The sequence below is a fragment of the Gracilimonas halophila genome (assembly GCF_042684365.1).
Lineage (GTDB): Bacteria > Bacteroidota > Rhodothermia > Balneolales > Balneolaceae > Gracilimonas > Gracilimonas halophila.
Map to the genome: position 1 here is coordinate 124,596 of NZ_JBHULI010000022.1, position 13,314 is coordinate 137,909.

At 40.6% G+C, this 13,314-nt stretch carries 11 protein-coding genes and 1 tRNA gene; 6 read left to right on the top strand and 6 right to left on the bottom strand.

Translation table 11 applies throughout. The annotated features are described in order from the left end of the window. Nucleotides 1-11: 11 nt before the first annotated feature. From ACFSVN_RS05625 to ACFSVN_RS05635, 3 genes are all read left to right on the top strand, one after another. Nucleotides 12-1,430 carry a SusD/RagB family nutrient-binding outer membrane lipoprotein gene (locus tag ACFSVN_RS05625; RefSeq protein ID WP_390299847.1) on the top strand — a complete coding sequence of 473 codons (1,419 nt, stop codon included), beginning with the start codon at nucleotides 12-14 and terminating at the stop codon, nucleotides 1,428-1,430. A 121-nt stretch (nucleotides 1,431-1,551) separates the two neighbouring features. Then, nucleotides 1,552-2,451 carry a serine hydrolase gene (locus tag ACFSVN_RS05630; RefSeq protein ID WP_390299850.1) on the top strand — a complete coding sequence of 300 codons (900 nt, stop codon included), beginning with the start codon at nucleotides 1,552-1,554 and terminating at the stop codon, nucleotides 2,449-2,451. A 47-nt stretch (nucleotides 2,452-2,498) separates the two neighbouring features. After that, nucleotides 2,499-3,488 (top strand): NAD(P)H-dependent amine dehydrogenase family protein, encoded by a 990-nt coding sequence (locus ACFSVN_RS05635; RefSeq protein ID WP_390299852.1) that lies wholly within the window; start codon nucleotides 2,499-2,501, stop codon nucleotides 3,486-3,488. A 22-nt stretch (nucleotides 3,489-3,510) separates the two neighbouring features. Here the strand turns inward: ACFSVN_RS05635 and ACFSVN_RS05640 are convergent, their stop codons facing one another. Beyond that, nucleotides 3,511-5,157: an N-acyl-D-amino-acid deacylase family protein gene (locus ACFSVN_RS05640; protein ID WP_390299854.1), complete on the bottom strand. Its 1,647-nt coding sequence runs from the start codon at nucleotides 5,155-5,157 to the stop codon at nucleotides 3,511-3,513. Between the two features lie 77 nt (nucleotides 5,158-5,234). Between ACFSVN_RS05640 and ACFSVN_RS05645 the strand changes: the two genes are divergently transcribed. Beyond that, nucleotides 5,235-6,626: a D-alanyl-D-alanine carboxypeptidase/D-alanyl-D-alanine-endopeptidase gene (locus ACFSVN_RS05645; RefSeq protein WP_390299856.1), complete on the top strand. Its 1,392-nt coding sequence runs from the start codon at nucleotides 5,235-5,237 to the stop codon at nucleotides 6,624-6,626. A 39-nt stretch (nucleotides 6,627-6,665) separates the two neighbouring features. Here the strand turns inward: ACFSVN_RS05645 and ACFSVN_RS05650 are convergent, their stop codons facing one another. Next, the gene (locus ACFSVN_RS05650) at nucleotides 6,666-7,196 is read right to left on the bottom strand and encodes a macro domain-containing protein (protein ID WP_390299859.1); all 531 of its coding nucleotides are present in this window, start codon (nucleotides 7,194-7,196) and stop codon (nucleotides 6,666-6,668) included. Between the two features lie 245 nt (nucleotides 7,197-7,441). On the opposite strand from ACFSVN_RS05650, the gene ACFSVN_RS05655 reads away from it, so the two are divergent. Beyond that, the gene (locus tag ACFSVN_RS05655) at nucleotides 7,442-8,005 is read left to right on the top strand and encodes an NADPH-dependent FMN reductase (RefSeq protein ID WP_390299862.1); all 564 of its coding nucleotides are present in this window, start codon (nucleotides 7,442-7,444) and stop codon (nucleotides 8,003-8,005) included. 5 nt (nucleotides 8,006-8,010) lie between these two features. Here ACFSVN_RS05655 and ACFSVN_RS05660 read toward each other — a convergent pair whose 3' ends face one another. From ACFSVN_RS05660 to ACFSVN_RS05675, 4 genes are all read right to left on the bottom strand, one after another. Continuing rightward, nucleotides 8,011-8,700 carry a response regulator transcription factor gene (locus tag ACFSVN_RS05660; RefSeq protein ID WP_390299865.1) on the bottom strand — a complete coding sequence of 230 codons (690 nt, stop codon included), beginning with the start codon at nucleotides 8,698-8,700 and terminating at the stop codon, nucleotides 8,011-8,013. A 4-nt stretch (nucleotides 8,701-8,704) separates the two neighbouring features. Continuing rightward, the gene (locus tag ACFSVN_RS05665; RefSeq protein WP_390299868.1) at nucleotides 8,705-10,432 is read right to left on the bottom strand and encodes a sensor histidine kinase; all 1,728 of its coding nucleotides are present in this window, start codon (nucleotides 10,430-10,432) and stop codon (nucleotides 8,705-8,707) included. A gap of 197 nt (nucleotides 10,433-10,629) precedes the next feature. Then, nucleotides 10,630-11,019 carry a response regulator gene (locus ACFSVN_RS05670; protein ID WP_390299871.1) on the bottom strand — a complete coding sequence of 130 codons (390 nt, stop codon included), beginning with the start codon at nucleotides 11,017-11,019 and terminating at the stop codon, nucleotides 10,630-10,632. Nucleotides 11,020-11,229: 210 nt separating this feature from the next. After that, nucleotides 11,230-11,317: transfer RNA gene (locus ACFSVN_RS05675), tRNA-Leu, on the bottom strand. Nucleotides 11,318-11,534: 217 nt separating this feature from the next. Here ACFSVN_RS05675 and ACFSVN_RS05680 point away from each other — a divergent pair. Beyond that, nucleotides 11,535-13,304, top strand: a complete 1,770-nt coding sequence (locus tag ACFSVN_RS05680) for an SLC13 family permease (protein WP_390299874.1) — start codon at nucleotides 11,535-11,537, stop codon at nucleotides 13,302-13,304. Nucleotides 13,305-13,314: the final 10 nt, after the last annotated feature.

Here is a 13,314-nt window from a genome sequence, read left to right on the forward strand (position 1 = left end):
AGGATAAACCAATGAAGATATTTTCTAAACAAATTCTGATTTTTTGTATCACAACGGTATTCTTTTTAACCGGATGTGAGGGATTTCTCGATATTAATGATGATCCAAATAATCCTACAGAAGCTCCGCCACAGGGGCTGATGACAAATGTAACCTATGAGACTGCCCAAAACATGTATCGAATGGGGAGTATAACTTCCTATTATGTACAGTATCTGGCTTCTCCTAATCAAGCGAGTGCAACAGATGTGCATGAAGCTGTAAGCTATGGAAATCAGTGGTATCGATTATACGATGTCATGACTGATCTTACTGATTTAGAGGTTCTGGCAGAGGAAGAAGGTGCTACTCAGTATGTAGGAATAGCCAAAATTCTTAAAGCATTAAACCTGGCTACCTTAGTTGATGCCTGGGGAGATGCTCCCTATTCACAGGCATTTTATGCTGAAACACTGAATCCAGAGTATGACAGTCAGGAAAATCTCTATAATGAAGTTTTTACTCTATTGGAGGATGGATTGACTGAGCTTCAGGCAGGTAATTCTACGATTGTTGCCGGAAATGAAGATTTCATTTATGGCGGCGATATTACCAGGTGGGAACGGTTAGCTTATATGCTTCAGGCACGTTACCTGAATCATTACAGCAAACAAGCATCATACGTCCCTGATGCCGTTCTTGCAGCATTAGATAACGGCTTTCAAAGTAATGCTGACGATGCACAAGTAACCTATTATGAAGAGGAGGTAAACCCCTGGGCTTCCGTTGCAATTGCCAATGCCGGATTGATACTCGGTGGTTGGATGTCAGAGCAAATAGTCGACCATATGAATGGCACTACTTACGGAGTGATAGATCCTCGTATCGAAACGTTTATGAGTACAAATGATGATGATGATTACGTCGGAGTTACTAATGGTGCAGGCCGAGGTAATGCACCCGAACAAGGCGCTTTCTCGGTGTTAACGACGGATGATTTTTATTCGGCACAGACTGCACCGGTTGTTATTGCTTCTTATGCCGAACAAAAATTCATAGAAGCAGAAGCTGCTTTGAGGGCAACTCCATCTCAAACAACGCGTGCCTATCAAGCTTATATGGATGGCATTGAAGCTCATATGGATAAAGTAGGTGTGGCTGAAGCGGATAAGCAGTTATATATGAATAATCCTGTTGTAGATGTTGGGGAACTTAACCTGACTATTGATCATATTATGAAAGAAAAGTATGTGGCAATGTTCCTTCATCCTGAGTCGTGGGTGGATGCGCGGCGTCACGATTACTCTTATAATGATATGATTCCTCCGGCTAACAGTGCACTTGGAGGAGATTGGGTCAGGCGTTTTATTTATCCTGAGTCAGAAACTCAGCGGAACGGCGAAAATGTACCGAGTATAACCCAGACTGATAATCTGTTCTGGGATCAGTAATTGAATCCAATTAAAGAGAAAAAAGAGGCCCAAGAATGCTTAGGGCCTCTTTTTTTAATTATGAATTTTATTTCGTTTAATTAAAATTTTTTAGACTCCTGATATCAAAATGAAAGCACCTATGCCCAAAACATGTCTTGGTTGGTTAGCCGCAGGAATCATTTTTATGATCATCGGTTGTACACAGTCTATCAATAATATGGAGAATTTAGAATCTCAAATAAATGAACGTCTTGAAGCCATGTCCGGTGATTTTGCCGTGGCATTCATGAACCTGTCAGATACTTCTGAGACAATTCTGATAAATGAAAGGGAAATGTTTCATGCTGCCAGCACCATGAAAACACCTGTGATGGTTGAACTATATAAGCAAGCTGACGCCGGGAAGTTTTCGCTGGATGATTCTATTCTTGTAAAAAATGAATTCCGCAGTATTGTAGACGGCAGTGGTTATCAAATGTCGGTTGATGAGGACAGTGAAGGTGAGTTGTATGATCTGATTGGTCAAAAAAGAACCATCAGGGATTTGATGTACGATATGATAACCATGAGTAGTAATCTTGCAACTAATATCTTAATTGAAAAAGTGAACGCGGAAAACGTAACGGAAACAATGCGCAGTTACGGAGCCGACAGTATATTGGTGTTGCGGGGCGTAGAGGATATCAAAGCATTTGAACAAGGATTGAGCAATCGCACTACGGCTTATGATGAAATGAAAATTTACAGTAAGATCGGAAACGGTGAAGCGGTCAGTGAAGAAGCTTCAGAACAAATGATTGAAATTTTAAAGGGGCAGAAGTTTAATGAAATGATTCCTGCTCTACTCCCTGCTGATGTACAAGTGGCCCATAAAACCGGTTGGATTACCGGGGTAAATCATGATACCGGCATAGTAATTTTGCCTTCCGGTGAGCGATATGTACTGGTAATGCTTTCAAAAAATGCACCCGACAGGGAAGAAGTGCTTTCCACTTTTGTTGATATTTCTAAAATAGTCTATGATTTTGTTGTGCAATAAAGACTAAAGAAACAGTTTTAAAATTTTAAAAAGTATCTAGGTTAATTATGATCAAAATAATCCAGGTAGGCCTTGGCCCAATAGGTCAGCAACTGACAAGATATCTGACGGAAAGAAAAGGCATTCAATTGGTAGGCGGGGTGGATCTTGATCCTGCCAAAACAGGAAAAGATATAGGAGAACTTGCCGGGATAAATGAACTGGGTGTTTCAGTCTCTCCTGATCTTGGTTCTGCTATGAAAGAAACTGAGGTTGATGTCGCGGTGATATCCACGGTTTCTTCCCTTCAAAAAATCGAATCACAGATTAAGGATGCAGCAGACTTTAAATTGCATATAGTTTCCACTTGTGAAGAGCTGATGTGCCCGTTTGATCTGCAAACTGAAATTGCTGAACGAATTGATCAATACTGCAAAGAAAAAGGTGTAGCCTGTATTGGGACCGGGGTTAATCCCGGCTTCCTGATGGATTATCTCCCGGCTGTGTTAACGTCTGTTTGCCAAAAAGTGGATCACGTTAAAGTAGACCGATATCAGGATGCCAGCTCCAGACGATTGCCTTTCCAGCAAAAAATAGGGGCAGGTTTGACTCAAGCCGAGTTTAAAGAAAAAGGGGATTCTATTCGGCATGTGGGCTTAAAAGAATCAGTTTATCTGTTGGCCAGAGCGCTTGGGTGGGAAATGGAGAAAGTTGAAGAAACCCTTACCCCTGTTTTAGCTGAAGAAAGGATAGAATTGGATCAGATCTTGATTGAAAAAGGATATATTGCCGGTGTGGAACAAATTGCTAAGGGCTATAAAAATAATGAAGAAGTCATTTCTCTTAATTTCAAAGCAGCAGTGGGTCTCAGCCGTTCTTATGATTCCATAGAAATAACCGGTAATCCCGGTTTCAGGTCTGTCATTGATGGAGGAGTTAACGGTGATGTTGCTACTTCAGCCATCATCGTCAATACGATTCGTTCTGTTATTGCTATGAATCCGGGGCTGAAGACCATGCTGGAAATTCCGGCACCGGCTTACTACAGTCAGGTTTAATAGTCCATCCGGTTGGAGGAAATCATTTCCAACCAGGGCCGCGTACTACTTGCCCGGGCATAGCCCCTGTATGCTCTCCATCCTTTAATACCTGCACAGCGTTTACAAAAACATGATGCACTCCTACGGCATATTGATGGGGCTGTGTGAATGTAGCTTTATCTTCAATCGTGGCGGGATCAAAAATCACGATATCACCATAATAACCTTCTCTGAGATAGCCACGTTTTTGAAGTTTAAGATTTTTAGCCGGTAATCCCGTTAAGCGATAAATGGCTTCCTGTAACGGGATAACGTTTTCATCCCGTACATACTTTCCCAACAACCGGGCAAAAGTGCCGTAGGTGCGTGGGTGAGTGCTCGATTCAAGGACTTCCCCCTCTGCAGCGACGGAGCGGGCATCTGAGCCAAAACTCATATGAGGGACTTTTATTTTCGTGCGAACATTCTCTTCAGACATTAAGAAGAAGACCGAGCTGATATCCCCATCATTTTGTATAATGAGGTCGATAATGGTTTCAGCAGGATCGGTATTGCGCATTTCACTTATTTCAGCCAGATTTTTTCCGGTAAGATATTTGAGTGAGTCTTCATTAAATCCGACCAGCAGAATATTTTCAGGGGAATCAGCCAATTGATAAAAATTTTCCCAGTCTGTCTGAGGACTTCGCATGGATGCCAGCACTTCTTCACGAATCTCAGGCTGCTTCAGGCGGTTGATGAAATCTTGGTATGAACCTTCTTGTACGGTTGGAGGAATAGTAGCGTCGAGGCCGGTTGAAGCTGCAGTGTAGGTGTACATGTTTGCTGAAATATTATGCCCTAAATTTCGCAGAGAATCAATTTTAGTCAAAACTACCGGGAGTTTATCCCAGTTTCGTTTTCCGGCTGCTTTAAGGTGATATATCTGGGCATCAATTTCAGCTTCAGTAGCAATGGTAAAAAGTTCATCCGTTGCTTTTAATAAGTCATCGCCTTCACTTCGGATATGGGAAATATAAGTGCCGTCATATTCCGCAGCCGCCTCTGCCAGGGCAATGAGTTCTTCTGTACTTGCAAAAAAAGCCGGAGCATATATAAGGGATGAACCGACTCCCAAAGCCCCTTCTTCCATTGCTTCCCGAACAAGCTGCTGCATCTGCTTCAACTCATCCGGAGTAGGTGCTACGTTTTGAGAACCAATGACATGTTGTCGAATAGTTGTTGCCCCTACAAATGAAGCTACGTTGGTCGAAACTCCCTGTTCTTCTGTAAGATGTTCAAGATACTCACCGAGAGTAGTCCACGGCCGCTCATTATTTTGTTGCATTTCCTCATTCAGTGGCCCCATAGATGATCCTTCACCAAATATTTCCAAAGTTACTCCTTGTTTGATATTGCTCATAGACCTGCCGTCATTCAACAGAGAGTAATTAGCCCAGCTCAACATATTGATAAATCCGGGCGATACGGCAAGTCCTTCAGCATCAATGATGACAGGGGCATCTGAAGAGCTCAGGTTACCAATAGCGGCAATAGTGTCGGCTCTGATACCTATATCAGCTGTAAATGGAGCATCACCAGTTCCGTTATAAATAGTGCCATTTTGTATAATGGCATCAAAATCTTGTTGGGTGCAGGCCGTTGCGATCAGCAGCAGTAAGGCCGTGAATAGGGTTTTTCTCCGCATGGCGTGTATATTTTATTTGTGCTAAAAATTTGTTAGATATGTTGAGCTAAATAAACAAAATATTTTATAACGATCACATGCGAGTATCAAATTCAATATCTGTTCTTTCTGCAATTCTTTTTTTATCCATTTTATGGGGATGTCGTTCAGCTGAAGAAGTAACAAAGCCACCAGCTCAGAAAGAAGAACCAAAAACAGAAGTGAGCACATTACAGGCTATTTTTGAAGATTCGGAAGTTTTTTCGGGCAATTTTACAGGATTTATGCTTTATGATCCGGATAAGGACAGTGTATTGTATGCACAAAATGAAAGCAGGTACTTTACTCCGGCCTCTAATACAAAATTATTTACTTTTTACACCGGTTTAAAAATGCTTCCGGATTCCCTGCCGGGAATCCAATATTTTGTGAAAGGTGATTCTTTGATTTTCCGGGGAACCGGGGATCCCGCTTTTCTGCATCCAGATTTTGGCAATCCGGCCATCTTCCGGTTTTTAAAAGACAGTGATAAAGAACTTTTCTATGTGGATGAGCATTTTGATGATGATGTGCTAGGCCCGGGATGGTCGTGGAGTGATTTCAACTCTTATTATTCCGCTGAAAAATCACCCTTTCCGGTATTCGGGAATGTAATGCGGGTAACGGTAGAAGAAATTGAGAAACTGCAAATTGCCTCCGATTCATCGGGATTAAAAGTTTCTCCAAAATTTTTTCGCTCTAATATTGAAAATACAGTTTCAAAAAAGAACCCGCCTCTGATCGAAAGAGATTTTTTTGATAATCAATTCAGGTACAATCCAAAATCCGATACAACTACCTACACCACAGATAAACCTTTTCATTACACACCGGAATTGATTACAGAAATGTTAAGTGATACGCTCGGGAAACCGGTAACATATATTGCAGCTTCATTTCCGAATGATCATAAGACTATGTACAGTGTGCAAGCTGATTCAGTTTATAAGCGCATGCTTCAACCCAGTGATAATTTTATAGCCGAGCAGTTGCTGTTGTTGACTGCATCGCAAATGGGAGAACCGCTGAACAGCCGAGCCGCTATTGATTACATGAAGGAAAATCATTTAAGTGAGATGCCGGATGAGCCCCAATGGGTTGATGGTTCTGGTCTTTCCCGGTATAACATGTTTACCCCAAGAAGTATTATTTGGCTGTTGATGCAGATTGATAAGGAGTTTTCATATGACCGGGATCTGTTTGAATTATTACCGGCCGGTGGGGTATCGGGAACGATAAGAAATTGGTATGCAGCCCCGGATAGTGCAGAACCATACGTATTTGCAAAAACCGGTACGCTGAGTAATAACCACTGTCTAAGCGGATATTTGATTACCAACAGCGGAAAAAAACTTTTATTCAGTTTTATGAATAATCACTATGTGACTTCTTCTTCTATTGTGAAAAATGAGATGGAATATGTATTGAGGCACATACGCACCACGTATTGAAATGTAATACAAGTAGAATATTCTAAGGCACAAATAATCTCAGGAAAAGACTTCTTCCATAATTTGTTGATGCACTTTCAGATCACCATCGTTAAAAAGCACAAATCGAATTTCTTTTACGGATTTCAAGTTGGCAACTTCATCGCGAATTGTTGAAAAAGCAATTTCAGCAGCTTCCTCCATAGGATATCCAAAGGCTCCGGTTGAAATGGCCGGGAAGGCAATGGAATGGATATCGTTTTTTTCAGCCAATTGAAGAGCATTTTTGTAGCAGTTAGCAAGAAGCTTATCTTCAGGTTTATCTCTACCGTAAACAGGTCCCAGACAATGAATGACATACTCATTCGGCAGATCATGTCCCCCGGAAATAACAGCTTCTCCAGGATTGATGGGTGCCATTGAGCGACACTCTTCCGTTAGTCCGGATCCCGCTGCACGGTGAATTGCACCTGCAACTCCCCCTCCAATCCTAAGCTGAGCATTAGCCGCATTAACGATGGCGGTGACGTCAGGTTGATGGGTTATATCTCCCCGGACACAATTCACTTTAATATTCTGAAAAGCTGGCATGATGTACTGTATAAATTAAAGTTCAGGGGAAAGGTGTAAACAAGGTCAAAACTTCTCAAATATAAAAAAGGTGAAGAGGATCAACTTTTGGCCTTTTGGCGGACTCCTTATACTTTCAGATAGAAATCGTAGGTTATAAAACGCTTACATAGTTGGAATGAGTTTCGGTCATTTGAAAAGACGGAATGATTTTGCTGTGTAAATGGTATTTTAGGTTCATAGTAACTCAGTTTAACAGTGTGTAAATGACTTTAAAAATAATTAGCAGTACAGATCGGCCAAATTCCAATGCACTAAGAGTTTCAAGGTATGTTAAGACTCTTTATCAGAAAGAAGGGGTAGATGTGGAAGTTATTAGTCTGAAAGATTTCCCTCTTGAAGAGGTTGTTGGAGGAAGGTACGGGAAATCGATTCCGGCAGTAGAAAAGTTCAGAGAGCCTATCATAAATGCTGACGGGTTGATCTTCGTAATCCCGGAATACAATGGGAGTTTCCCGGGTATTTTAAAGATGTTTGTCGATCACCTTCCATTTCCTGAAGCTTTTGAGAAAATGCCGATGGCCTTTATTGGAGAGTCTGCAGGTGCGTTTGGTGCATTACGTTCAGTAGAGCAATTTCAGATGATAGCTAATTACCGGAATGCGCTGCAATTCCCGGAACGTGTATTTATACCTCGGGTTAAAAGTGAATTTGACGAGGAAACAGGACTGTCAGATCCTTTTAAACAAAAACTATTACAATCTCAGGTAACGAATTTTGTGAAGTTTGTAGAGTCCGTCCAAAAAAAGGAATTGGATCAGTTGGTATAATTCAATCAATTATTGCGAAGCATGTATCCTACACCATGCAGGGTAATGAGATAGCGTGGATCATCAGGATGAACTTCAATCTTGGCTCGCAGTTTTGATATATGAACATCCACTGTGCGAGTATTGGTGCTGAATTCGTAACGCCAAACTTTTTCAAGTAGCTCATCTCTGGAGACCGGCTCGTTTGCACTTTTAAGTAAGTATCGGATCAGCTCCACTTCACGAGAAGTAAGTTCAATTTCATTACCATCCGGGCGATGGACAACAGATTCAAGAAGGTCGATCTTAACCTCGCCGAGCTGAAGAATGTCAACTTGGCCTGAAGTAGAATATGTGCCTGCTCTACGTAGTCGTGCTTTAATACGAGCCAGTAATTCCTTTACTCCGAAAGGTTTTGTCAGATAATCGTCAGCACCTAAACTAAGACCTTTTACTTTATCAGGCTCTTGGTCTTTGGCGGTTAGCATGATCACGGGAAATGTGTATTTCTCTTTCCTTACTTCCTCCAGAATGTCGTACCCACTTTTTCCGGGCAACATAACATCGAGGATCATTAGATCAGGTTTGTGTTCCTTAACCATCTCTACAGCTTGTGTACCTTCCTCACTGACAATCACATCATATCCTTCAGTTTCCAGGGTATCCTGAAGTGTAAAAATAAGACTTGGCTCATCTTCTACAACAAGTATCTTCATGCGTTTATCCGACATATTCAGTGTGCTTATTTATTTTTTTATTGAGTGAGGAATTTGTGTCTACAGTGTTTATCGTATCAGCTGAAACTTCTTCTTTCATCAATTTAGGAAATCTGACAATAAAAGTTGTGCCCTTATCTACGCTGCTTTTCACTTCTATATCACCACCATTCATTTCCACCATGTTATTAACGATACTAAGCCCAAGGCCGTGTCCTTTTATCTTGGTACTCAATGAATCAGAATCTTCAACACGGTAAAATTTATCGAATATATTTTTCTGAGCACGCTTTGGTATTCCAATTCCATGATCGGTGATACTGAAAAACACATCGTCACTGTTTGATGAAATTTGGTATTCAATATATTTTTCATCGGTGCTATATTTAATAGCATTTTCTGTGAGATTACTGACAATAGTCTCAAAATTATCATGGTCGATCATTGCTAATGCTTCCTCATCATGGGAAGTAAAGTGTACTTCAAAACCTTTTTCCTCAATATACTTTTGGTTCTCAGATAAATAACTACTCAAAAGATCATGCGGTTTGCAGGGAGAAGCTTTGCTCATATTTTGACCGGAATCAACCTTGGCAACATCTAAGAGTTTTTCAATCATTCCTCTCAACCTGATAGATTCGTTATAAATATGTTCACCATATTGTTTAAGTCTTCTGGTTTCAGTAACCCTTCCGTCAGAAATATTTTCGCCGGCTGCTTGCATTACAGCGAGAGGTGTTTTTAACTCATGAGTTACGTTGGCAAGAAAGCTTGCTTGTCTCTGGGCAAGGTCGCGTTCACGCTGAGCAGTCACAAAGATAAAAATGAAGGCACCTGTTAGAAAAAGCATGGCAACACTCAGAACTACTAAATTTTTAAATAGATTAGCGTTATAGGCATTCGTTACCGGTGATTCAAGAAAACCAATATACAACGACCAATTATCCAAAAAACCGGATCCGGAAAAGCCCATTGAGTGATCTACAAGATCTCGGTCATAAGTAATGGTAGAATCGTTAGTAGCCAGGATCTTATCATTTGTCCAATCACGCACCCAAACTACGATCCCCGTTTCACTGCTGGTACCAAAGTAATTTTTTAAATAGGGTGGTAATACTTCATTAACAATATAATCGTCGTTCAGAGTCAATGTAAGAACCCCTATCATCCGGCTTTCTGACAAATTTATAAGCCCAAGATTAAGACTTCGGTGGGTATCAAACTCCCAATTGTTATTCCAGCGATAATTAAAGTCGTTTAATTGGATACGTGTTTTGGTTCGGGCAATTCCAACTCCATCGCAAACAAGGTTTGGGTAGTTATTGGTAGGAGCTATTCCGTTCTGAGTAGGGTCATATTTATAGACGGTGCTTTCTTCGAGGCAAGGGTCGGTATTATCCGGTGTAAAGTAGATGCCGGTAAAATAAGGGCTTTTAGAAGATCGCTCCAGAACTTCAAGGATATTATCCGGTAGTTGTCCTGATTGTCGAAGGGATTCTTCGATGGGTTCAAGTTCAATTTGACCAAGTCCCCTTAGTGGGTCAAGAACTTGGTTTCGAATGGTATCATTAATCTCGTCCAGTTGGTCGGTACGGCGTTCTTCATCACCTTCCACCATCCGGTCACGCAGATCGTAGAGGGACAGTACGTTCATTGCGGTCAGGGCAATTATAGCCACCAAACCAACCATTAATGAGATCCATCTAAAGCCACGATTCCTTAATACGTTCATATCTCAAACCTGTATTAAAATTCAACCTTCAATATAGTACTAAGAATATTTTATTGTACTCAAATTTGGTAAAATAATGATCAATAGAAAGACTGCTAAACAGTAATCAAAAAGAAAGAATAGAGTTACTTAGATTTATTGCAGAAAATGAAATGGAATTGTTTAAAAAAAATTGGATGTTCAGGTAAGGATAATTTCTATTTATTAATCTTATCTAAATTTCTCTCAATCGATTCTTTCAGATCATTAAATTCGATAGGCTTTACGAGGTAATCGAGGTATCCGGTTTCCTTGGCTCTTTGGACATGATGAGGGTCTGAATTACCCGTGATATATATAACAGGAACATCTGAAAATTTTCGGATCTCCTTCATGGCACTAATGCCGTCAATGTCACCTTCCAGGGAAATATCCATTAATATGAGGTTTGGCTTTATTTTTTGAGCTACTTCAATGGCAGTCTTACCATATACAAGCTCCCCTTCGGCATCATAGCCTAGTTTTTCCAAATAACTTTCATACAGAAGGTTCAGTATCAGATCGTCTTCAACGATCATTACTGTTTTTTTCTGATTTTTATCCATCATATCCGGTTAATTCAAGTGTCGTAAAACACAATGGCTTAATAATAACATGAATTGATATTAAACGAAATTATATAACAATAAAAATTTAGCCTGACAATTAATAATCCATTGACGTAACATTTAGGTGTAAAAATGCGGAACCAGAATATTCCAAACCAGACTTTTAAATACAGAAAAACCCTGTAAAACATTGTTTTACAGGGTTTTGAGTACCTCGGGCCGGACTCGAACCGGCACGGACATTTTAATATCCATTGGATTTTAAGTCCAACGTGTCTACCAATTCCACCACCGAGGCGTAGCTTAAGTAGGCGCCAAATATACGGCTTTACCTTTCACTACTTCAATAAAGATTTTAAACTAATTTCACTTAGGTACTAAAAGTTTAATTGAATATCCCTTTAAGTAATGTCTCAGCCAATATATTACATGCTAATAGCTCTCCAGTTACTAATTCATTTTTTCCTCTCGGCAACTCCTTCTATATTCAGCTTCAATAAATAAACATATAGAGTATGACTCTTGAAGGATGGATTGTTTTAGGCATTATAATGTTGTGTCTGGCTTTTTTGGTTGGAACAGCTATTTCTGTGGATATCATTTTGTTCGCAGGTTTGGCAGTGATATTTATTATTGGAATCATACCTGCTGAAGAAGCCCTATCAGGATTTTCGAATGAGGGGATGCTAACAGTGGCAGCACTCTATATAGTTGCGGCGGGACTTAAAGAGACTGGCGCTATTCAATTCATAGTGCAGAAGGTTATGGGAGATGCCCGAAATGTGAGAAAAGCACAGCTACGCATTATGAGCCCTGTCATGATAATGAGTGCTTTCCTCAATAATACTCCGATAGTAGCCTCCTTTATTCCGGCATTAGAACGGTGGAGCAGGATTTCACAAATTCCAGTATCCAAGATACTTATACCACTAAGTTATGCTGCTATTTTAGGCGGTACTTGTACCCTCATAGGTACAAGTACAAACCTAATCATAAATGGATTGATGATTGAAGAGACCAGCATCCGGTCGATCGGAATTTTTGAACCTGCATTAATTGGTATTCCCTGTGCTATTGCAGGATTTATTTACCTCTTAATTTTTGGTGATAGATTACTTCCTATTCGCGGATCCAGTATGGATACTTTCAAAGACCCTCGCGAGTACACCATTGAGATGATTGTTAAAGAAGGCAGCACCCTTTCCGAAAAGACCATTGAAGATGCAGGATTAAGGAACCTTCCCGGATTATTTTTGATCGAAATTCAAAGGAATAAGAGAGCTATTCCAGCCGTTGGGCCGTATGAAAGATTAAGGAGCAAAGACAGGCTGATCTTTACCGGTATCGTGGATTCTATTATAGACCTCCAGCAAATTTCAGGGCTTGAACCGGCTACTGAACAGGTGTTTAAGCTTAATGCTCCTCGCAATGAACGTAAGATGATAGAGGCGGTAGTATCGAGGTCAAACCCATTGGTGGGGAGGACGATCAGGGGGGGTAAGTTTCGTGATCGATATGATGCAGTAGTGCTGGCAGTTTCTCGTAGCGGAGAGCGTATAAATGAGAAGATAGGAGATATCACAATGAAAAGTGGGGATGTGTTATTGCTTGAGGCTCACCCCAACTTTGTGAATAAATACCGCAACTCAAGCGATTTTTTTCTGGTGAGCCCCATTGAAGATTCTTCTCCTGTTACCTATGAAAAAGCCTGGATCGCGGGATTGTCTTTGGCAACTATGGTTATACTTGCAGCAACCGGTATTTTAAGTATGTTGCAAGCTGCCATCGTAGCCGGAGGATTGTTATTAGTCACCAAATGTTTTCGCTATTCTACAGCTCTTGAAAGCGTGGATTGGCGGGTTCTTATAGCTATAGCATCGGCACTAGGTTTGGGAAGTGCTTTGGAATATACAGGCGTAGCAGAACATCTTGCCTCAAACCTTCTTGGGTTATCAGGAGAAAACCCTGTGCTTGCTCTCTTTTTAACATATATGGCTACGTGGTTGTTAACAGAAATGATCACCAATAATGCTGCAGCGGTTTTGGTATTCCCAATCGCATTTTCATTGGCGCAGTCTATGGGGATTGATTTTATCCCCTTCGCAATGGTAATGATCGTCGCCGCTTCCTCAAGTTTTTCCACACCTATTGGCTATCAAACTAATCTGATGGTTTATGGTCCGGGAGGTTATCGATTTACTGATTTTGTAAGAATAGGATTACCACTAAATTTGATAGTAGCGGCAATCGCTGTATCTTTGATACCCTATATTTGGAATTTTTAAAAACGAAGGC

Excerpts from the sequence above, each read along its gene's own strand:
- ACFSVN_RS05625 (WP_390299847.1), top strand. The coding sequence starts at position 12 with ATGAAGATATTTTCTAAACAAATTCTGATTTTTTGTATCACAACGGTA.
- ACFSVN_RS05630 (WP_390299850.1), top strand. The coding sequence starts at position 1,552 with ATGCCCAAAACATGTCTTGGTTGGTTAGCCGCAGGAATCATTTTTATG.
- ACFSVN_RS05635 (WP_390299852.1), top strand. The coding sequence starts at position 2,499 with ATGATCAAAATAATCCAGGTAGGCCTTGGCCCAATAGGTCAGCAACTG.
- ACFSVN_RS05640 (WP_390299854.1), bottom strand. The coding sequence starts at position 5,157 with ATGCGGAGAAAAACCCTATTCACGGCCTTACTGCTGCTGATCGCAACG.
- ACFSVN_RS05645 (WP_390299856.1), top strand. The coding sequence starts at position 5,235 with ATGCGAGTATCAAATTCAATATCTGTTCTTTCTGCAATTCTTTTTTTA.
- ACFSVN_RS05650 (WP_390299859.1), bottom strand. The coding sequence starts at position 7,196 with ATGCCAGCTTTTCAGAATATTAAAGTGAATTGTGTCCGGGGAGATATA.
- ACFSVN_RS05655 (WP_390299862.1), top strand. The coding sequence starts at position 7,442 with ATGACTTTAAAAATAATTAGCAGTACAGATCGGCCAAATTCCAATGCA.
- ACFSVN_RS05660 (WP_390299865.1), bottom strand. The coding sequence starts at position 8,700 with ATGAAGATACTTGTTGTAGAAGATGAGCCAAGTCTTATTTTTACACTT.
- ACFSVN_RS05665 (WP_390299868.1), bottom strand. The coding sequence starts at position 10,432 with ATGAACGTATTAAGGAATCGTGGCTTTAGATGGATCTCATTAATGGTT.
- ACFSVN_RS05670 (WP_390299871.1), bottom strand. The coding sequence starts at position 11,019 with ATGATGGATAAAAATCAGAAAAAAACAGTAATGATCGTTGAAGACGAT.
- ACFSVN_RS05680 (WP_390299874.1), top strand. The coding sequence starts at position 11,535 with ATGACTCTTGAAGGATGGATTGTTTTAGGCATTATAATGTTGTGTCTG.